This is a genomic window from Porphyrobacter sp. LM 6 (assembly GCF_001720465.1).
Classification (GTDB): domain Bacteria; phylum Pseudomonadota; class Alphaproteobacteria; order Sphingomonadales; family Sphingomonadaceae; genus Erythrobacter.
Window position 1 is genome coordinate 1,413,159 of the sequence record NZ_CP017113.1, and the last position, 20,255, is coordinate 1,433,413.

At 65.0% G+C, this 20,255-nt stretch carries 20 protein-coding genes; 8 read left to right on the plus strand and 12 right to left on the minus strand.

Going from position 1 to position 20,255, the window contains the following annotated elements; all coding sequences use genetic code 11:
* The first annotated feature begins 12 nt into the window (after window positions 1–12).
* Together BG023_RS06635 and BG023_RS06640 are read left to right on the plus strand one after the other, a co-directional pair.
* A complete protein-coding gene (locus tag BG023_RS06635; RefSeq protein ID WP_069309760.1) occupies window positions 13–585 on the plus strand; it encodes a peptide deformylase in 573 nt (190 codons plus the stop codon).
* 213 nt (window positions 586–798) lie between these two features.
* Window positions 799–2,205 (plus strand): DNA recombination protein RmuC, encoded by a 1,407-nt coding sequence (locus BG023_RS06640; RefSeq protein ID WP_069309761.1) that lies wholly within the window; start codon window positions 799–801, stop codon window positions 2,203–2,205.
* On the opposite strand, the gene BG023_RS06645 is transcribed toward BG023_RS06640, so the two are convergent.
* From BG023_RS06645 to BG023_RS06675, 7 genes are all read right to left on the minus strand, one after another.
* Window positions 2,206–3,003: a TrmH family RNA methyltransferase gene (locus BG023_RS06645; protein ID WP_069309762.1), complete on the minus strand. Its 798-nt coding sequence runs from the start codon at window positions 3,001–3,003 to the stop codon at window positions 2,206–2,208.
* Window positions 3,004–3,037: 34 nt separating this feature from the next.
* Complete coding sequence (locus BG023_RS06650) at window positions 3,038–3,316, minus strand: HPr family phosphocarrier protein (protein ID WP_069311180.1); 279 nt, start codon at window positions 3,314–3,316, stop codon at window positions 3,038–3,040.
* 11 nt (window positions 3,317–3,327) lie between these two features.
* Window positions 3,328–3,753 (minus strand): PTS sugar transporter subunit IIA, encoded by a 426-nt coding sequence (locus tag BG023_RS06655; RefSeq protein ID WP_069309763.1) that lies wholly within the window; start codon window positions 3,751–3,753, stop codon window positions 3,328–3,330.
* Window positions 3,754–3,843: 90 nt separating this feature from the next.
* Entirely contained in the window at window positions 3,844–4,773 is a 930-nt protein-coding gene (gene rapZ / locus BG023_RS06660; protein ID WP_069309764.1) for an RNase adapter RapZ, read from the minus strand.
* Complete coding sequence (locus BG023_RS06665; protein WP_069309765.1) at window positions 4,770–5,255, minus strand: HPr kinase/phosphorylase; 486 nt, start codon at window positions 5,253–5,255, stop codon at window positions 4,770–4,772. Before BG023_RS06665 ends, rapZ begins: the two co-directional genes overlap by 4 nt.
* Window positions 5,252–6,811 carry a sensor histidine kinase gene (locus tag BG023_RS06670; RefSeq protein ID WP_069309766.1) on the minus strand — a complete coding sequence of 520 codons (1,560 nt, stop codon included), beginning with the start codon at window positions 6,809–6,811 and terminating at the stop codon, window positions 5,252–5,254. Before BG023_RS06670 ends, BG023_RS06665 begins: the two co-directional genes overlap by 4 nt.
* Entirely contained in the window at window positions 6,804–7,511 is a 708-nt protein-coding gene (locus tag BG023_RS06675) for a response regulator transcription factor (protein WP_150122927.1), read from the minus strand. The genes BG023_RS06670 and BG023_RS06675 overlap by 8 nt, the downstream gene beginning before the upstream one ends.
* 650 nt (window positions 7,512–8,161) lie before the next feature.
* Between BG023_RS06675 and BG023_RS06680 the strand changes: the two genes are divergently transcribed.
* The gene (locus BG023_RS06680) at window positions 8,162–9,778 is read left to right on the plus strand and encodes a phosphoenolpyruvate carboxykinase (protein ID WP_069309767.1); all 1,617 of its coding nucleotides are present in this window, start codon (window positions 8,162–8,164) and stop codon (window positions 9,776–9,778) included.
* Between the two features lie 120 nt (window positions 9,779–9,898).
* Window positions 9,899–10,222, plus strand: a complete 324-nt coding sequence (locus BG023_RS06685) for a hypothetical protein (protein WP_069309768.1) — start codon at window positions 9,899–9,901, stop codon at window positions 10,220–10,222.
* A gap of 27 nt (window positions 10,223–10,249) precedes the next feature.
* Here the strand turns inward: BG023_RS06685 and BG023_RS06690 are convergent, their stop codons facing one another.
* From BG023_RS06690 to BG023_RS06700, 3 genes are all read right to left on the minus strand, one after another.
* Window positions 10,250–11,881, minus strand: a complete 1,632-nt coding sequence (locus BG023_RS06690) for a DUF1570 domain-containing protein (protein WP_069309769.1) — start codon at window positions 11,879–11,881, stop codon at window positions 10,250–10,252.
* Window positions 11,882–11,976: 95 nt separating this feature from the next.
* Window positions 11,977–13,614 carry an FAD-dependent oxidoreductase gene (locus BG023_RS06695; RefSeq protein ID WP_069309770.1) on the minus strand — a complete coding sequence of 546 codons (1,638 nt, stop codon included), beginning with the start codon at window positions 13,612–13,614 and terminating at the stop codon, window positions 11,977–11,979.
* Window positions 13,615–13,693: 79 nt separating this feature from the next.
* Complete coding sequence (locus BG023_RS06700; protein ID WP_069309771.1) at window positions 13,694–15,541, minus strand: DUF885 domain-containing protein; 1,848 nt, start codon at window positions 15,539–15,541, stop codon at window positions 13,694–13,696.
* 74 nt (window positions 15,542–15,615) lie between these two features.
* Between BG023_RS06700 and BG023_RS06705 the strand changes: the two genes are divergently transcribed.
* Window positions 15,616–15,828 carry a hypothetical protein gene (locus tag BG023_RS06705; protein WP_069309772.1) on the plus strand — a complete coding sequence of 71 codons (213 nt, stop codon included), beginning with the start codon at window positions 15,616–15,618 and terminating at the stop codon, window positions 15,826–15,828.
* A gap of 21 nt (window positions 15,829–15,849) precedes the next feature.
* Here the strand turns inward: BG023_RS06705 and BG023_RS06710 are convergent, their stop codons facing one another.
* The gene (locus tag BG023_RS06710; protein ID WP_069309773.1) at window positions 15,850–16,527 is read right to left on the minus strand and encodes a TonB family protein; all 678 of its coding nucleotides are present in this window, start codon (window positions 16,525–16,527) and stop codon (window positions 15,850–15,852) included.
* A gap of 337 nt (window positions 16,528–16,864) precedes the next feature.
* Window positions 16,865–17,521 carry an alpha/beta hydrolase gene (locus BG023_RS06715; protein ID WP_069309774.1) on the minus strand — a complete coding sequence of 219 codons (657 nt, stop codon included), beginning with the start codon at window positions 17,519–17,521 and terminating at the stop codon, window positions 16,865–16,867.
* Window positions 17,522–17,692: 171 nt separating this feature from the next.
* On the opposite strand from BG023_RS06715, the gene BG023_RS06720 reads away from it, so the two are divergent.
* The 3 genes from BG023_RS06720 to BG023_RS06730 all read left to right on the plus strand — a co-directional run bounded on the left by BG023_RS06720 (window position 17,693) and on the right by BG023_RS06730 (window position 20,235).
* Complete coding sequence (locus tag BG023_RS06720) at window positions 17,693–18,664, plus strand: aminotransferase class V-fold PLP-dependent enzyme (RefSeq protein WP_233993096.1); 972 nt, start codon at window positions 17,693–17,695, stop codon at window positions 18,662–18,664.
* Between the two features lie 126 nt (window positions 18,665–18,790).
* Complete coding sequence (locus BG023_RS06725; RefSeq protein ID WP_069309776.1) at window positions 18,791–19,903, plus strand: cysteine desulfurase family protein; 1,113 nt, start codon at window positions 18,791–18,793, stop codon at window positions 19,901–19,903.
* A gap of 2 nt (window positions 19,904–19,905) precedes the next feature.
* Entirely contained in the window at window positions 19,906–20,235 is a 330-nt protein-coding gene (locus BG023_RS06730) for a 2Fe-2S iron-sulfur cluster-binding protein (protein ID WP_442956781.1), read from the plus strand.
* The last annotated feature ends 20 nt before the right edge of the window (window positions 20,236–20,255 follow it).

The window sequence follows — 20,255 nt, forward strand, 5'->3', positions numbered from 1 at the left end:
TAAATAGCCGCTATGGCTATCCGTGAAATCCTCGAAGTGCCGGATCCCCGGCTGAAGACCATCTCGACTCCGGTCGAACCGCATGAGTTCGGCCCTGAGCTGAACAGCCTCGTCGAAGACATGTTCGAGACGATGTACGATGCCCCCGGCATCGGCCTCGCCGCGATCCAGGTCGGCGTGCCCAAGCGCGTGCTGGTGATCGATCTCCAGCCCGAAGACCCGGATGCCGAGCCGGTGGAATGCCACCACAACGGCCACAAGCACACGCACCCCGCGACCAAGAAGGAACCGCGGGTGTTCGTGAACCCCGTGATCCTCGATCCGGCGGACGAGCTTTCGACCTATCAGGAAGGCTGCCTCTCGGTCCCCGAGATCTATGCCGACGTTGATCGTCCGGCGACCTGCAAGGTCCGCTACCAGGATCTCGACGGCAACACCCACGAGGAAGCGCTCGAAGGCCTGCTGGCGACCTGCCTGCAGCACGAGATGGATCACCTCGAAGGCATCCTCTTCATCGACCACCTCTCGCGGCTGAAGCGCGCGATGGTGCTGAAGAAGCTCGAAAAGATCAGACGGGCGGCGTAGTCTGTTTGTGTGCCCGCCTCCGCGGGCACATCCTCGGTGCTATTCCCTTCGCTTCGCTACGGGGCACCTGTGGCTCGCGCGCGTGCGCTCGTGGCCCTTCGGGCTAAAGCTTTCTCCTTTCGTCACCCCGGACTGGATCCGGGGCCCCGCTTTCCTGTTGGAAAGACGAGCAACGCCCTAGCGTTCCCTATACGTTCCGTGTAGGAGTGTGTGATGGACCCTGCAATTCTTGCGATTCTCGCTCTCGCCGTCGGTGCCGCGATCGGATGGTTTCTTGCCTCGCGGCCGCTGGCCGATCTGCGTGCGCGGCTGGCCGAGGCTGAGGACGGGGCCAAGACGCTGGATGAGAAGTTCCGCGCGGCCGTGACCGAGCTTGCTACCATGTCCGAACGCGCCGCGCGGGCCGATGGACTCGCGACCCAGCTCGATGCCGCGCGCGAGGAAAACGCCCGCTTTCGCGCCGAGCGCGCTGCGTTCGAGGAGCAGAAGCGGTTGCTCGAAGAATCGCGGAGCAATCTCCTCAAGGAGTTCGAGAATACTGGCGCACAGGTTCTGAACCGCGCGCAGGAAGCCTTCCTCAAGCGCGCCGAGGAACGCCTCGGCTATTCCGAAAAGGCGAGCGAGGAAAAGCTCAAGGCCCTGCTTGCCCCCGTGGGGGACCGGCTGAAGAGCTACGAGGAGCAGGTCAAGGCGCTGGAGGAAAAGCGCGTCGATGCCTTCGGCCAGCTGGCCGGCGTGATCGAGGAAATGCGCAAGGGCCAGGACGAGGTTAAGCGCGAGGCGCAGCGGCTCGGCAATTCGCTCACCAATGCGCCCAAGGCGCGTGGGCGCTGGGGAGAAAAGGCGCTCCAGAACCTGCTCGAACAATGCGGGCTCGCGCAGCATACCGACTTCGTCATGGAGCATTCGGTCGATACTGAGGATGGCCGGCTGCGGCCCGATGCGATCGTGCGGATCCCGGGCGGAAAGGTGCTGGTGATCGATTCCAAGGTCTCGCTCAACGCCTATCAGGAGGCGTTCGAGGCCGAGAACGAGGATGCGCGGGCGAAGGCGCTGTCCGATCACGTGCGCTCGATGCGCAATCACGTGCAGACGCTGGGCGCCAAGAGCTACCAGTCGCAATTTGAAGAAGCGCCCGATTACGTGGTGATGTTCGTGCCGGGCGAACACTTCGTCGCCGCAGCGCTCGAAGCCGATCCCGATCTGTGGAACTTCGCCTTCGACAAGCGCGTGCTGCTGGCTACCCCGACCAACCTCGTCGCCATCGCCCGCACTGTTGCGCAGGTGTGGCGGCAGGATGGCCTCGCCAAGGAAGCGCAGGAAATCGGGCGCATGGGCGCCGAGCTCTACGATCGCCTCGCCACGGCTGCCGAGCACCTCAAGCGCGTCGGCGGCGGGTTGGAAAGCGCGGTCAACAATTACAACAAGTTCGTCGGCAGCTTTGAACGCAATGTGCTGTCCTCGGGCCGCCGGCTGGCGGACAAGGGCGTCGAAATCGGCAAGCGCGCGATCGAGGACGTGCCGCTGGTGGAAAGCGCCCCGCGCTACAATGCGGCTGACGCTGAAGAGGTCGAGGCAGAATACCCCGCGCTCGAAGATCGCAAGGACGCGGCGGAGTAATTACGTCTCCAGCGCCGCCAGCACCTCGTAAGCCAGCACCGCTCCTGCCACCGCCGCGTTCAACGAATCCGCGCGGCCTTTCATCGGCATGGTGACGCGCAGGTCGCAGGCGGCTTCGTATTCCTCGGGCAACCCTTGCGATTCGTTGCCCACCAGAATGAAGCAGGGTGCCTGATAGGCCGCGCCGCGATAGGGCACGGCATCGCGCAGGCTCGCGGCGACCAACTGCCCGCTCCCGCTTCGCAGCCACGGCAGGAATTCGTCCCAGCGTGCCTGCGCCACGCCCACAGTGAACACCGCCCCCATGCTCGCGCGCACGGCCTCGGCGCTGAACGGATCGGCGCAGTCGTCAATCAGGATCAGGCCTCCTGCGCCCACCGCGTCGCAGGTGCGCAGCATCGTGCCGAGATTGCCCGGATCGCGCAGAGCCTGCGCCGCGAGCCAAATCGGCGCGGCGTTGCGGTCGAGGGCGGCGAGCGAGGTGTCCCACTCGTCGAACACCCCGGCCACACTCTGCGCGTTATCCTTGCCGGTGATTTTGGAGAGGATGTCGGGCGTGGTCGCAATCACTTCGCCGCCTGCCGCCATGACGTCGGCTTCGAGCCGTTCGAGCAAGGGATGTTCGCGCCCCTCGGCCATCACCAGCGTTTGCGGCAGACGTCCGCAGGCGCGGGCGTCCTCGATCAGGCGCAGCCCTTCGACCAGGAACTGGCCCGCGCGCTTGCGATGCTTCTTGTCGCGCAAGGACCGCAGATATTTGACGGTCGGGTTGGAAAAGCCGGTGATGTGCTTGCGCATGGCGAATTCTGTGGGCGGGGCGGGTGGCCGCGCGTCAATCCTCGCCGAAGCCGTTTTCGATCAGCGCGACGAGTTCGCCGAGCACGTTTTCGGCATCGGTGCCTTCGACCGCGACTTCAACCGTGTCACCCTTGGCCGCGCCGAGCATCATCAGGCCGAGGATCGATCCTCCTGCGGCGCTGTGCGGGGCCTTGCTGACGGTGACCTTGACCCCTTCGGGCAGGCCCGCGACCGCGCCGACGAACTTGGCGCTGGCGCGGGCGTGCAGGCCGCGCCGGTTGACGATCAGAACGCTCTGCCGTGCCTCCCCCACCATCAGGCTCCCTATGCCTTGGCCCGCACCGGGGGGCTGTCCTGCCCCAGAAGTTCGCTGGCGATGGTGATGTAGTTGCGCCCCGCAGTCCGCGCCGCATGGACGGCGGCGGTGACATCCATCGCCTTGCGTGCACCGGCGAGGCGGATGAGCATCGGCAGGTTGATCCCTGCGATCACTTCGATCCGCCCGGCTTCGAGCAGCGAGATCGCGAGGTTCGAAGGCGTGCCGCCGAAAAGATCGGTGAGGATGATGACGCCGCTGCCGGAATCGACCGCAGTGATCGCCTCGGCGATATCGGTGCGGCGCTGTTCCATGTCGTCATTGGGGCCGATGCACACGGTGACGATGCCGCTTTGCGGGCCGACAACGTGTTCCATCGCCTCGACAAACTGGTCCGCGAGACGACCGTGAGTAACCAGGATCAAGCCGATCATGTGCGAAAAAGGGTCCGTTGCTTGGCCGCGGGGGAGCGACCCTTACGCGTTTCCACTCGTCTGGACAATGCCAGACCTACCGGGTTGCGCCTAACGCCGATCACGTTCGATTTCATCCGCCGCGCGCGAGCCCAGATTGCGATGCCGGACAGTGGGCGAAAACCCTGCGGCGCGCAAGCCTTCGGCCATGCGTTCGGTGGTGTAGACTGAGCGGTGTCTCCCGCCGGTACAACCGAAGGCGATATGAACATAGGGCTTGCCTTGCGCCTGATAGCGCGGGAGCAGAAGGAGCAGCAGATCGCGGATCCGGACGAAGGCTTGGGCAAAGGCAGGGTCGCGTTCGATGTGTTCGCCCACGGCAGCATCCTGCCCGGTCTGCTCGCGCAATTCCGGCACCCAGTGCGGATTGTCGAGAAAGCGCATGTCGAACACCAGATCGGCGAGCGGCGGCATTCCGCGGGCAAAGCCGAAGCTCGACAAGGTCACCGTCATCGCGGCGGCATCGGTGTCCGTGCCGAACAGGGTGCGGACCTGGCCTTGCAGATCGTTGCTGGTCATCGCGCTGGTATCGATCACCATGTCGGCCCAGCGGCGCAGCGGTTCGAGCAATTCGCGCTCGGCCGCGATCCCTTCCAGCACCGGGCGGCCAGCGGCCATCGGGTGACGGCGGCGGGTTTCGTTGAAGCGGCGCTCCAGTTCGCCTCCCGCGCAATCGAGGAATAGGAAGGTCAGCGCGATATCGGGACGCGCGGCAAGCTCTTTCACCAGCGCGATGACATCGGCGGGGACGAAGCCGCGGGTGCGCGAATCGAAGCCGATGGCAAGCGGGCCGCGCGGCTCCTCGGGCTTGGCGACCAGCCGCTTGAGTAGTCGCACCGGGAAGTTGTCGATCACTTCCCAGCCGATGTCCTCGAGCACCGCCAGCACGGTCGATTTGCCCGCGCCCGAAAGGCCGGTGACCAGCAGCAGCTGTTGCTGGGCTGGCGTATCGGTGGAGGCGGGGGCGGGCGCGTCGGTCATGGCGCGATATCTTGCGCGGATGCGCCGCAAAGGGAAGCAGGATTGATCGCCAGTCCGTGCAAGGACAGCGCGTGTTCTGCGCGCAGCGCGGGCGCGATTGTGCCGGGATCGAAAGCGAGCACCGGAATGGCCACACCTGCGATTGTACGGTAGGGCAGGGGCACTTCGGGCAGGCGGACAGGCGTAGCGCCGCCAAGAGATAGGATTAGGGCGATAGGTATGTCGGAGACGGCGTGGAGGCGGATCAGTCCAACCCCGCGCACCTCGATCAGGCCGGCGATATTGGGCGGGGGTGCGGCGATCAAACGCCCGTCGCTCGCCGTCAGCGTCACCGCGTCATCGCCGATCAGTGCCGCCCCGCGATCAATCAGCGCCAGTGCGAGGCTCGATTTGCCGCTACCCGGCGGCCCTTCGATCAGCAGCGCACGGCCCCCGATGACGACCGCGCTCGCCTGCATCACGATGGGGTGCCCGGCGCTCATGCGGCTGCGGGGAGCTGCAAGCGCAGGCACGCGCCCTGCGTTCCGTCAGGCCGGGCGTGGGCGGTCAGCGTGCCATCATGCGCCTCGGCAATCGCGCGGCCAATGGCGAGGCCGAGGCCCGAATGATTGCCGAAGGCTTCGGCATCGGGGCGCACCGAATGGAATCGCTGGAATACCTTTTCACGCGATTCCTCGGGAATGCCGGGGCCGTGATCGCAGACCGACAGACTGACCGAGCGGCCTTCGCGGTGGATCATCACTTCGATCGGCGCATCGGGCGGGGAGAAGGACACTGCGTTATCGAGCAGGTTCTCGATCACGCGTTCGAGCCGCATGCCCACCCCGCGCACCCGCGCCGCCGGGCCGGTGCTCGTCAGCTCGATCCGGCGGCCTTCGTTCTCGGCGCGGTTCTCGCGTCCGCCGATGATCGCGCGGGCGAGGTCGGCCAGATCGATCGTCTCGAGCGTGGCGCGGCTCATTTCCGCGTCGATCCGGCTGGCATCGGAAATCTCGCTCACGAGGCGGTCAATCCGGCGCACGTCATGGGTGGCGATGGCGATCAGCTCGCTGCGCAGCGCCGGGTCTTCCACCCGCGGGAGCGACTCGATCGCGCTCCGCATGCTGGCGAGCGGGTTCTTGATTTCGTGCGCCACGTCCGCCGCAAAGCTGTCGACCGCGTCGATCCGCTGGCGCAGCGCGCCGGTCATGTCCGAGACCGCGCGGGCGAGCAGACCGATCTCGTCGCTGCGCTGCGGCAGTCGGGGGACTTCGACCTCGCGCTCGCGCCCCTGCCGCACGCGCACCGCGGCCTTGGCCAGCTGGCGCAGCGGCGTGACGATCGTGCGGGCGAGGAACAACGAAAGCAGCGCCGATGCGCCCAGCACCAGCAACATCGCGAAGAACAGCGTGGTGCGGGCCTCTCGCACGCTTTCGGTGATGTCGACTGCGTTGCGGACTGTCAGCAAGGTTGCGCCTTGCAGGCCCACAGGCGCGGCGGCGGTGATCACCGGCGTGCCGTCGCTCCAGTCATAGAGTCGCACCTGCGAAAGCCCGAGCTCGCGCGCACGGGCGAGTTCGGGCCAGGCATTGGCGTCCTGTGCTTCGGGCTCGACATAGTCCTGAACCGCCTCGGCGCTGACGATGGTGTCCACCGTGCGATCGAGCCAGCGGGCGAAGCGTTGTTCCCAGTCGTCATCATTGATGTCGTTGAACCGGAACGAGGGATCGGCGAGCGCGAAACTGTCGGCGGTGAGCTTGCCCTCGGCATCGAACATCCTTAGGCGCATGCGCTGTTCCTTGCCGATCTGCACCAGCAGCGCCTCCTGCCGCTCGCGGCTGGCCCCGGCGAGCGCCTCGGCGGTAATCTGCGCCTCGATCCGGGCGAGCTTGAAGCGCTCGTTGATCAGCTGCGTGCGATAACCATCAAGGTAGAACAGCGCGCCGCCCATGATCGCCAGCGGCAGGATGTTGACCGCGAGGATGCGCGCGGTGAGCGCAAACCGTCCGGTCGCGCTGAGCCGTTCGCCCGCCGTGGCCGAACCGCCCGTTTCAGCCATCGGTGAAGCTGTAGCCCGCGCCGTAGAGCGTATCGATCGCGTCGAACGCCGGATCGACGAGTTTGAACTTGCGCCGCATCCGCTTGATGTGGCTGTCGACCGTGCGATCATCGACGAACACATCGTCGGGATAGGCTGCGTCCATCAGCTGGTTGCGGCTCTTGATCACGCCGGGACGGATCGCCAGCGCTTCCAGAATCAGGAATTCGGTGACGGTGAGGCTGACCGCTTGGCCATCCCAGGTGACCTGGTGGCGTGCGGGGTCCATGAACAGGCGGCCGCGGGCCAAGGTCGCCGGCGCCGGTTCGGGCTGGGTGGTGACATCGGCATCGGCTTGCAGCGGCTCGGCACGGCGCAGGATCGCGCGGATGCGGGCGACCAGCAGGCGCAGGCTGAAGGGCTTGGCGATGTAATCATCCGCGCCCAGTTCAAGGCCCGCTTCCTCGTCGCTCTCGTCATCCTTGCTGGTCAGGAAAATTACCGGCAGGCGCGAATGTTCGCGCAGGCGGCGCAGCAGCTCCATCCCGTCCATTTTGGGCATCTTGATGTCGAACACCGCAAGATCGGGCGGATTTTCGAGCAGCGCCTTCAGCGCCGTCTCGCCATCGGAATAGAGGCGGGTGGCAAAGCCTTCGGCCTGCAGCGCGATCGATACGGTGGTGAGGATATTGCGATCATCATCCACCAGCGCGATCTGCATGGTGCGGCCATCCACGCCATCATGCTCCGCCACGGAGGCCGGCGGTTCGGTGGTGCTGTCGGACATGATACTGATCTCCCCGGGCGCCGCCTTATCCTATCCCAATGGGTAGCGCCAACGCCCGCGCGAGACAATCGCCTGCGCGAGAGCCTGTCCTGTAGAGGTGGGGACATTCGCATCGTGTCAGAAGGCCCGCTGGACAGGAGTGGGGCGCAGCAGGGGCTGGTTGCCCCTGCAAGTGCCGCGACGAAGCCAGCGGGCCTTTTGACACGACCCCGAAGGGGCGGGCCGATTTTGGCCCAGCGCCACGTCGCTCGTCGGTCACGATGGGCAAGCATCGCTCCCTCCTCGCTCCTTACGCTGAGCCAAAATCGACACCGTGCCAATGCCCCCACCTCTACAGGACAGGCTCTAAAGCCGCGATTGGCCGCCCATCAGAATTGCTATGGGATAGGCGGTTTGACGCTCGCGCAGGGTCAAACTATGGCGCGGGACATGGGATCGGCTGCGAACAGGCGCCGTGCCTGACTGTCTTTGCATACGTATGCGCGGATGCTACGGACACAGGCATGGATTCGTCCGCTGACGCTGGCGTTCCCGGATCGATCCACGCGTTCTCGCACCACTCTGCCGCCTCGCCCAGGAGACGAATGTTGACCTCGCTTGCAACCCCGCTGGCCGCCCAGAACCTCAAGACCGGAGCCAAAATCCACGCCAACCTCGGCACCTCGGCGCTGGTCGAACACGCGCTGAAGAAGGGCGAAGGCAAGCTGACCAAGCATGGCGCTTTGCTGGTCGACACAGGCAGGTTCACTGGCCGCAGTGTGAAGGACAAGTACATTGTCCGCGATGCGGAGACCGAGAACACGATCAACTGGGGCACGATCAACCAGCCGATGAGCGAGGCGCATTTCGCCGCGCTTAAGGCGGATTTCCTCAAGGAGCTCGAAGGGCAGGAAGAACTCTACGTCGCCGACCTGTTCGGCGGCTCGCAGCCCGAATACCGCGTGAACGTGCGCGTCATCACCCAGATGGCGTGGCACAACCTGTTCATTCGTACCCTGCTGGTGCGCCCCACGGCTGAAGAGGTGGCGAGCTTCGTCCCCGAATACACCATCATCAACCTGCCGAGCTTCAAGGCGAACCCGGAACGCCACGGCTGCCGCAGCGACACGGTGATCGCAGTGAGCTTCACCGAAAAGCTGATCCTGATCGGCAACACCGAATATTCGGGCGAGATGAAGAAGGGCGTGTTCGGCCTGCTGAACTACCTGCTTCCCGCGCAGGGCGTGATGCCGATGCATTGCAGCGCGAACATCGGCAAGGACGGCAAGAGCGCGATTTTCTTCGGCCTCTCGGGCACCGGCAAGACCACGCTGTCGGCCGATGCCAGTCGCACCCTGATCGGCGATGACGAACATGGCTGGTCGGACACCGCGGTCTTCAACTTTGAAGGCGGCTGCTACGCCAAGATGATCAACCTTTCGGCAGAGGGCGAGCCGGAGATCTACGCCACCACCAAGATGTTCGGCACCATCCTCGAAAACGTGGCGATGGACGAGGAAACCCGCGAGCTCGACTTCACCGATGCTTCGAAGACCGAGAACACTCGCGGCGCCTATCCGATCGAATCGATCCCGAACACGAGCGAGAAGAACCTCGGCCCCGCGCCCTCGAACGTGATCATGCTTACCGCCGATGCCTTCGGTGTGCTGCCCCCGATCGCGCGGCTGACGGCGGATCAGGCGATGTACTACTTCCTCAGCGGCTACACCGCCAAGGTCGCCGGCACCGAAATCGGCGTGACCGAGCCCGAAGCCACCTTCTCGACCTGCTTCGGCGCCGCCTTCATGCCGCGCCACCCGAGCGTTTACGGCAACCTCCTCAAGGAGCGCATCGCCAAGGGCTCGGTGGATTGCTGGCTGGTCAACACCGGCTGGACCGGCGGCAAGTACGGCACTGGCAACCGCATGCCGATCAAGGCCACCCGCGCGCTGCTTAATGCCGTGCTCGATGGCAAGATGGACGCGGTCGAGTTCCGCAAGGACCCGAACTTCGGCTTCGAAGTGCCGGTGTTCGTGCCCGCGCTTGCCGAAGCGGGTCTCGACCAGACCATTCTCGATCCGCGCAGCACCTGGGCTGACGGTGACGAGTACGACGCGACCGCCAAGAAGCTGGTTCAACTGTTCATCGACAACTTTGCGCAGTTCGAAGCCCACGTCGATGAAGGCGTGCGCCAGGCCGCACCGGCTCCGGTCGCCGCCTGATCGTTTGAAGTTTGGGAGAGGGGCCCCGCCCGGCGCAAGACCGGAGCGGGGCCTTTTATTTTGAAACGCCGCACTTTCGCGTCACACTCCTATCGGTCCCGACTCGAAAGGAGAGACGACATGAGCATTCTCGACGGCATCCTGAAGAACATCGGCGGCGCGCCCGATGATGTGGTGAACCTCGCCAAGCAGGTCGGGCTTGATCCCGCGATGCTCGAACAGGCGATTGCAACACTTGGCCGCACCCATCAGCTTGATGGCGATACCGTGACGCTGGCCGCGGAAAAGACGGGCCTTTCACCCGACATCCTCAACAAGATCGTCGGCGCGATCGGCGGCGAAGGCTCGCTCACCCACTTCGCCTCGATGATCGACAAGGATGGCGACGGCAATCCGCTCGATGATCTGATGGGCATGGCCAAGGGGCTGTTCGGCAAGAGCTGAACGGGGCGGGGCGAAGGTCGGTACCTTTCAGGAACCGTCCCCCTCGCCTTCACCATCTCCATCAGTGTTTCCGGTATCACCGTCGGAACCGAAAACAACGCCGGACAGGTCGATTGCCCGACCGTCCGGCACCGTGCTGAGCCTTTCGATAAGGGTGCGTGCGGCTGCCGCGCGCTTGCCGCCGTGCGGGTCGGCCGCGACCGGAGCGAGCATGAAGCGCGCAAGGCTGTGTTCGCCTTCCGAAACCTTCAGCAGCGCCACCTCGATCGATAGCTGCTGATCAAACGGGGCCAGTTCGCTGGCCCGCTCCAGCGCCTGGCGTGCCCCGTCGGGCGGCGAGACGCCGCGATTGGCGAAACTCCGGAAATAGTAGATCAGCGGTTGGGTGTGATCGGCTTCGATCGCGTTGAGCGCTTCGAACGGCTGCATTGCCGCGAGATAGGCCGCGCTCTTGTCTTCGGCCGTGCCGGCCTTGCGGAAAAGCGCATAGCCTTTCTGCACATAGGCATCGATCGCTTTCGGATCGGCGGCGATGGCGGCATTGGCGGCAGCGATGGCCGCATCATCATTGCCCGCATCATATTCGGCCTCCGCCAGCGCGGACAATACGGCGCTGTCGCCGGAAAAGCGCGTGGCAATGCGCCGTGCTTCAGTCACAACCTCGGCAGCCTGTTCCTTGTTGACTCCCCGATTCGAGCGCATGATTACCGGCATCATCGCCGCATGGCCCGGACTGAGCTGGGCGACGCTCACCTTGCCGATGCGGATCCTGTCAGCAGCAAACCGCATCCCCGACATGCTGCGCTGGCGACCATAGGCCTTGAGCTCGGCTTCAAGCGCATCGAGATCGCCGAAAATCTGTCGAGCAGCGCTGAGGCTGTCGACCCCGTTGGCGACGGCCTGCCAATAACCTGTAAGCTGGCCCGCTCGCGCCGGGTTGAAGCGCAGATAATGGAACAGCAGCCAGCTCCGCCCGTAATAGGCATCATAGCGCGACCCGCGGTTTTTGCGGTAGGTTTCGTAATCGAGCAGTTCTTCGAGCGATACCTGTGCGGCCTGACTGATTTCCCAGGCACGATCATTGTTCGGCAGACCCAGATCGACCGACCCGTCCGGATTGAACCGGGCCGAGGAAAAGTACTCCGCCGCCCCTTCGCTCAGCCAGCGCGGCATCGCGTGGCGCGAAGTGCCGATCAGGAAGTGGTGGGCATATTCGTGCAGGAGTGTGTCGAGTTCGCGGGACAGCGTGTCGCCCGTGCCGCGGCGTCGCCTGGTGCCTGTCTCACCTCGGCTGCCATCGAACGAACGAATGCGGACATTGGGCACGAAAGCGACCGAGCCGTTGGCATTCGGGATGTAGAACCCACCGATCGACGAATTGGGCGCGCCGTAGAGCACGCGCAGCTCCTCGACGCTGCCGACTAGATAGACCGTCAGCCGGTTCGACGGGCTCGGCACGGGAATGCGCCGCCCGCTCTCCAGCTCCATCGCCACATGATAGCGCTCAAGCATACGTGCAAAATCGGCGAGGTCTTCCGCGTCTGAGTCTGAATAGATGACGAAGCGATCGCTTTCGGCCTTTTGCCATTCGGCGAAGGCGGGCTGCGCCCCCAGCAGCGCGAAGATCGCAACGGCGATGCGATAAAACACGGATTTCACGTTTTGAGCCCCCTTCGCCGTGCCTGCGACTGCAATGCGAATTCAGCCATCATAGATATTTTTCTATTCTTGGCAAGAGGCTTGTGCGCGCAAAATCAGGTCGTGGCCGGGCGCGTATCCTCGAGATATTGCCAGATGCGGCTGACCACGACCGATCCTTCGCCCACGGCGCTTGCCACGCGCTTGATCGATCCGGCGCGCACGTCGCCGACGGCGAAGATACCCTCGGCGGTGGTGGCGTAATCATCCGTTTGCCCCGCCGCAGCGCCGGTGAGCACGAAGCCCTTGGCATCGGTCGCGGCGAGGCCGGAAAGCCAGCCGGTATTGGGCGCAGCCCCGATCATGATGAACAGCGCGCGGGCATCGATGCGCCGCGCGCTGTCGCCGGTCCTGCCGGAACTCTTGAGCGTGATGCCTTCAAGCCAGCTTTCGCCGTGCAGCGCGGTCACTTGCGAGTGGTAGTGGATGGTGACGCGCGGATCGGCTTCGAGCCGCTGCATCAGATAGCTCGACATCGATTCAGCCAAGCTGCCCGAACGCACAACCAGATGCACGTGCGCCGCCGCGCGGCTGAGGAACATCGCCGCCTGTCCGGCCGAATTGCCGCCGCCGATCACCACCGCCTCGGTCTTCGAACAGAAGCGCGCTTCCATTTCGGTCGCCGAATAGAAGATGCCGGCGCCTTCGAGCGCGTCCAGCCGGTCGAGCGGCAGGCGGCGATATTGCACGCCGGTCGCCACCAGCACCGCGCGGGCGCAGATTTCGTCATCATCGTCGAGCACCACGCAATAGGTGCCATCCTCGCGGCGCGACAGGCCTTCGACCCGGCGCGGCATGATGAAGCGGGTGCCGAACTTCATCGCCTGCACCTGTCCGCGAAAGGTCAGATCGGTGCCGCTGATCCCCGTCGGGAAGCCCATGTAATTCTCGATCCGGCTGGAGGTGCCGGCCTGCCCGCCCACGGCGGTATCCTCGACCACCAGTGCCTCGATCCCCTCGCTGCCAGCATAGACCGCCGCCGCCACGCCCGCAGGCCCGCCGCCGACGATCACCAGATCATAGGTGCGCTGGGCACAGATGCCGAGATCGAGCCCGAGATATTGCGCGACCTTGCGCGGAGTGGGGTCGGCCAGCCGGTTCGCCGCACCGAGGATCACCGATGGCTCGTGTCCGGTGAGATCGCAAAGCTGCGAGGTATCGCGATCGGTCGCATTCATGTCGTAGCTCTGGAAGGGGATCCGGTTGCGCGACAGGAACTGCTCGATAGCCTGCACATTGGCATCGCGATCCGCGCCGATGACCTTGATGGACGCGTTGCGCGCTTCGAACTGCCGCCGCCGCCGGGCCGCAAACACCGTGATGATGTGGTCGCTGAGTTCGGGAACCCGGCTCATCAGTTCCAGCATGGCCTCACGCGGGGCTTCGATCACGCGCGTGTCGACCGCCGCGCGCATCCGCATGATGTTGGTGCTGCGATTGAGGAAGCCGATCTCGCCCATGAACTGCGTGGGGCCGAGGGTGGACGGGAGCATCCGTTCGCCCGTGATCGGATCGACCACCTCGATCTCGCCTTCGAGGATGTAGACGAAGCTGTCGTGCCGCTCGCCGATGTCGAGCACGATGCTTCCCGCGGGATAGGTCTTCTCGCCGCCGATTTGGCAGATGGCATCGACATGGGCAGGCGCCAGCGGCACCCGGCGCATGGTTTCAAGGTCTTGTCCCAGCGTTTCCATGCCTGCCTCCTGCCTGCGGAAGGTTGCAAGATGGGGTCAGGGGTGGGGAATGCCAATGGGGCGTGTGACGCGTTCCGGCTTACCCCTTCGCGCCCGCGATGTAGCGGCTGACCGTGTTCGCCACGACCGAGAGCGGCGCGTTGCCGCCCAGCACCACGGCGGTGTTGAACGCCTTGAAGTCGTAAGCGCTGCCGAGTTCCTTCTGCGCGCGGGTGCGCTGGCGCACGATTTCGCTGTGGCCGATCTTGTAGCCGCAGGCCTGACCCGGCCAGCTGCAATAGCGATCGACCTCCGAGGCGACCTCTTCCACCTTCGATCCGTTGCGCTCGACGAAAAACTGGCGGCCCTGTTCGCGCGTCCAGCGCTTGGAGTGCAGCCCAGTGTCGACCACCAACCGGCAGGCGCGGAAGGCGAGGCTTTGCAGATAGCCCAGCCGCCCGACCTTGAAATCGTCATAGGCGCCAAGTTCATCCGCGAGCTGTTCGGCATAGAGCGCCCAGCCTTCGCTAAAGGCATTGAAGGCGAGGATCGAGCGGATCAGCGGCAGGCGGTTGGAAAACTCGCCCTCCCACACGTGGCCGGGAATGCTCTCGTGGAACGTGAGGTCGGCCAGATCATACTTGCGGTGCAGATCGGTGGTGCGAAGGTTGATCCAGAACCGGCCGGGGATCGACCCGTCCTTGCTGCCAGCGCCCCCATAGGCACCTGGCGCGCCCGGCTCTTCGGCGAGCGGCAGGCGGCGCACTTCCATATTGGGATTGACCAGCGTGTTGAACGCACGCGGCATCTGCGAGCGGATCCACGCGAGGCGATCATTGATGAAGGCGAAGATTTCCGCGCGCCCCGGATCGCCCTCGGCAAACTGGTAGCGCGGGTCTTCGGCCAGCGCGCGCATCCGTTCGCCAACGCTGCCCTTGGTGTAGCCGATTTCCTTGAGGATCGGGTCCATCCGGCCGTGAATGTCTTCGAGCTCGGCAAGGCCCTGGCGGTGGATTTCGTCGGGCGTCATCGCGGTGGTGGTCGATGCGCTGACGGCCCAGGCGTAGTATTCCTCACCCATCGGCTGCGCCCACATGCCCGCGCTGTCCTTGGCCACGGCGCGCTGCGACTTCAGCTCGGCAAGCTGGCGTTCGAGCGCGGGGACAATGCCGCTCGCCACGATCCGTTCGGCCTGCCCCGCCGCGCCGTCCGCTCCGGCAATGCGCGAGGCGGTGAGCGGTTCGACATAGCTTTCCTTCGCGCCCTTGATGCTGGTTTCCATCTGCGCGATCGCCTTGTCGAGCAGGAAGGCGGGCGGCACCACGCCCATGCCGTGCGCGGCGCGGATGCGGTCAAGCTCGCCATCGAGGATCGCGGGCACTTCGGTCAGGCGGTCGATATAGGGCGCGAGGTCGCCGGAACCGGTGAGCGGCTGGGTCGAGCCGAAGAAGCGCGGCATATCGATATAGCCGCCGACATTCTGGATCACGACATAGGGCGCGTTGCGCCAGCTGCCGACCGCGACATCGCCATAGGGCATCGCCATGCCTTCGAGCGCCTTGGCAAAGGCGGTCTCGACCACTTCGAACCCGATTTCCTGATCGTCGGTCAGGCCCGCCTTGGGATAGGCGCGCGCTTCCTTGACGAGGTCCTTGAGTGTCGCGGCGTATTCGCTCCGCCCGGCTTCGCCCGGCGTGCCGAAGGTGGAGCGCCACGCGGCATATTCACCGGTATCGACCCCAAGCCCCGTCGCCCGGCCCGGCTCGTGCGCCAGCATCCGGTAAGCAATCGCATCGAGCGCGGCATCGGGCGCGAGCGACCTGATCGGCGCGGCGGTGCCGGGTGCGCCGGTCTTAGCCGCACAGGCAGGCAGCAGTGCGAGGGTGGATACGCCGCCAAGCCCGGCAAGCGTCTGGCGGCGGGTGAAGTTGAAGGTGCTCTCTCTCATGGCCGCAAGGTGTGACGAGGCGGGTTGTTCAAGTCAATTGCAGGAGTGCGGCCTTTCCCGCTACAGCGCGCGCCATGACCGATATCGTGCTTTCGATCGTGATGCTCGCCGCGCTTGCGCTGGTCGCCGGGGCTGTCGTGCTGTGGTGCCGCACGGGCGAGATCAAGAACCCCGCGCTGATGGTGCTGCTGGCGGTGATCGCGGTGGTGAACGTGCTGATCTGGACCGTGCCGACCGCCGATGGCACCGCACCGATCGAGCAGGTCAAAGCCGCCGGGGAAGGCTGAAGACCTCCCCCGGCGCCGCCCTTACTCGGGGATCTTCCAGTTGATGCTGCCGTTATAGCTGCCCGCGACCGGCTTTCCGGTGCTGTCGCGCGCCGGATCGAACCGCGCGCGGCGGGTCACCAGCTGGCAGGTCGCGGCATCGAGCACGGCATGGCCGGTCGAACGGGTGACCGAGCAGTTCGTCACGCCGCCGCGCGCGTCGATCGCGAGCGTGAAGCGCGCGCTGCCCGAGAGGCCTTCGTTGATCCAGCGGGTGCGGTAATCGGCATCGGTCACCCACTTGCCCGGATTGCCGCGCGGCACCGCGCCGACGGGGGTGAAGGGCGATGCGCTTGGCGTTGGCCCGGGGATGCCGAGATCGATCGGCCCGGTCAGCGGTCCGGTCAGATCGCCGCCGAGGGGCAGGGTGATGACCGTATCGGTCTTGCCGAGATCGACCGGCAGCATATCGATGCGCTTGGTGTTGGTGATGGTGGTGTCTTTCTGGGTCACCTTGTCGCGCGGCTTGGGATCGGCCGGAGGCGGCGGGGGCAGTGGGATCTGGGCGATCGGGGTGGCTTTCGGGTTCGGTGCTTTGGGCACTGTCACCACTGTCACCGCAAGACCGGCCACCAGCAGAACGCCGAAGGCACCGGGGATGCCGAGCGCGCCGATCATGGCTGCGGGATTGGGGCGACGATTGGCAGATGCGTAGGTCATAGGGGCTCCTCTCTCCATCTTCGTGGGAGCGGCGGCCGGAGCACCTTGTCACAAGCTTGGCACTCCGGCCCCGCTCGATGATGAGAGTACTATGACTTTTGTTAGGCGCGAAGAACTTTCGCGTTGCTTTTCAATACTGTAATTTTTGCAACTGGATTGGTAGAGAAAGGCTAGAAAAACAAGGAACTTCGGCCAAAGTCGCAGTCACGGGCCTCTGCCGGTCCAAAGAAATTGCCATACCCACCATTCCCCGTCCCGGGCTTGAACCGGGATCCCGCTACGCTTCTCCTCGACTCGGAAAGCGGGGCCCCGGATCGAGTCCGGGGCGGAGGAAACATCACTTGATCGGGCAGTCCGGGCTCAGCCGGAAGTCGAGGTAGTTGTCGACCGAGGCCATCAGCTCTTCGAGTTCGTTCTCGAAGAAGTGGTTGGCGCGCGGGATTTCCTCGTGGTGGATGGTGATGTGCTTCTGGGTGCGCAGCTTGTCGACCAGCTTCTGCACCGCATTGGGCTGCACCACCGTATCCGCTGCACCCTGCACGAAGATGCCGCTGGCAGGGCAGGGCGCGAGGAAGCTGAAATCATACATGTTCGCCGGCGGCGCGACCGAGATGAAGCCGCGCACTTCGGGGCGGCGCATCAGCAGCTGCATGCCGATAAGGGCACCGAAGCTGTAACCCGCGATCCAGGTGCTCTGCGCTTCGGGATGGATCGACTGCACCCAGTCGAGCGCGCTCGCCGCGTCGGACAGTTCGCCGATCCCGCTGTCGAACGACCCTTGCGAGCGCCCCACGCCGCGGAAGTTGAAGCGCAGCGTGGCAAAGCCGCGGTCGGCAAACGTCTTGTAGAGCCGCTGCACGATCCGGTCGTTCATCGTGCCGCCGCCTTCGGGGTGCGGATGCAGGATCATCGCCACCGGTGCGCGCGGGCGCGGGGGCGGGGAGAAACGGCCTTCGAGACGGCCTTCGGGGCCGGGGAAGATGACTGAGGGCATCGCTGGACCTTATGAAACACGGTGTGCCGCGCCGGGTGGCGCCGGAATTGCGCGGCCTATATAGGGACACTCGCGAAAATCGCAATTATTGTGAGGAATCCCGCCATTCCGCAGCGGATCTATCTCGACCACGCCGCCACCTCGCCCCTGCGCCCCGAAGCTAAGGCGGCGATGGAAGAGGGCTTTGCCATCTGGGCGAACCCGTCCAGTCCCCATGCGGAAGGCCGCAAGGCGAAGGCCGCGCTGGAAGATGCGCGCGAGCGGGTGAAGCGCGCGCTGGGGTGGAGCGGGGAGGTAATCTTCACCTCCGGCGCGAGCGAGGCGCTGTGGATTGCGCTCAACCGCGCGAAGGTCGAGCGAAAGATCGTTAGCGCGGTGGAGCACGACGCGGTGTTCCGCGCCGCTCCGGATGCGGCGGTGGTGCCGGTGGTCGATGGCGAGATCGACCTAGATCGCCTGCCCGATTGCGCGGGGGCGTTGGTGGCGGTCCAGCACATCAATTCGGAAGCCGGAACAATCCTGCTGCCTTATGTGCGCAACACCCTGCTCGAAGCCGTCCGGGAGCGCGGCGGGCAGATGCTCGTCGATTGTTCGCAAAGCACGGGCAAGACGAAACTGCCGGATGCCGACATGCTGGTAATCTCGGCGCACAAGTTCGGCGGCCCGATCGGAATCGGCGCGTTGCTGGTGCGCGAATTTGCACTGCTCGAACCGGTCGGCGGGCATGAGCGTGGCTATCGACAAGGCACCGAGAACCTGCCTGCTGCGCTCGGTATGGCGGCGGCACTGGAGGCCGGAGGACTGGATAGCTGGGCAACCACGGTTGAAGAGCACCTTGCCTTCAGGAAAGCCCTTTTCCGTTATGGGCAGGTGATTTCGCCGGGCTCTCAATGCTCGCATATTTTCGCCGTGGCCCACGCCACCATGAGCGCCCAAGCCCTGCTGATCCGCCTCGACGCCATGGGCTTTGCCGTCTCGGCGGGGAGTGCGTGTTCGTCGGGCACCCTCAAGAAAAGCCGGGTGCTCGATGCCTTCGGGGTGCCGGATGATGTCGCCGCGCGAACGATCCGGGTGAGCCTCGGGTGGTCGACCACGCCCGAGGAGCTGGAGCGGTTTGCAGATGCGTGGGCGTCGCTTTCTTGAACCACTTTCGTCACCCTGAACTTGTTTCAGGGTCCATTCTTCCGCATGGAGCAGAGGCTCGAACCCGAAGGATGGATGCTGAAACAAGTTCAGCATGACGAGTGTAGGAAACTTGGCTCTAAACCCATGATCTACCTCGACTATCAGGCCACCACTCCGCTCGCGCCCGAGGCGCGCGAGGCAATGCTGCGCTGGCTGGGCGGGCCGGACAGCGACACTTTCGGCAACCCTCATTCCCCGCACCGCATGGGCCGCATGGCCGCCGCCGCTATCGAGGTCGCGCGCGAGAATGTCGCTGCGCTGATGCCGTCCGGGGGCAAGACCATCTTCACCAGCGGCGCGACCGAGGCGCTCAACATGGTGCTGCTCGGCACCTCGGGCGATGTTATCACCTTCGCCACCGAGCACGCCGCGGTGCTCGATTGCCAGCGCGCGGTCGAGGCACAGGGGCGGCGCTTCACCGTGCTCCCTGTCCTCCCCGATGGCCGCGCCGATCTGGAGGCGCTCAGGGCCGCGATTACTCCCGCAACCGGGCTGGTCGCGATCATGGCGGTCAACAACGAGATCGGGGTGATGCATCCGCTCGCCGAGGCGATTGCGATAGCCCATGCAGCGGGCGCGCGGGTGCTGGTGGATGCCGTCCAGGCCTATTCCAGGCTCGCTTTGACCCCCTCTAGACCCCCCCTAGGCCCCGATTATGTCGCCGCTTCGGCCCACAAGATCCACGGCCCGAAGGGGATCGGGGCCTTGTGGATCGGCCCTGACGCGCCGCTGCCCGCACCGCTGGTTCACGGCGGCGGACAGGAGGCCAGCTTGCGCTCAGGCACCCTCTCGCCCGCCCTTTGCGCCGGTTTCGGGGCCGCCGCCAGGCTCGCCGCCGGGGACCGCGAGGCACAAATGTTCCACGTGGAACATTTATGGAACTTGGCCCGCGATGCCTTTGCCGGGTGGGAACTCAACGGCAGTGCCGAACACCGCTGGAAGGGCAACCTCAACATCCGCAAGGACGGCCTCGACGTTGCGCGCCTCATGTCCGATTGCCGTAACATCATGTTTTCGGCTGGTTCTGCCTGCGCCAGCGGATCGGGCCGCCCGAGCCATGTGCTGCGTGCCATCGGTCTGACTGACGCTCAGGCGAAGTCCTCTATCCGTCTGGGATTTGGGCGCTATACGAGCGCGCAGGACATCGAGACCGCCGCCGCGACGATCAATGCGGCCGCGAAGGAGCAGGGCTTGTGAGCATCACCATCACCTTCCTCGATCCGCACGGAAAAGCCATTGAAACGAAAGCAAAACCCGGCGACAATCTGCTGCGCGTCGGCCAAGCTGCGGGGCTTCCGCTCGAAGGCACCTGCGAAGGACAGATGGCCTGTTCGACCTGCCACGTGATCGTCGCCGCAGAATGGTTCGACCGCCTGCCGCACGCGTCCGAGGAAGAGGAAGACATGCTCGATTTCGCCGCCGGCGCGCGCCGCACCTCGCGCCTGTCGTGCCAGATCGAGCTGACGGCGGAGCTGGACGGGCTGACCGTCAGCGTGCCGAAGGAAAGCAACGACCTGCGCCGGATGTAACCCCGCTCAAGCCTGTGGAA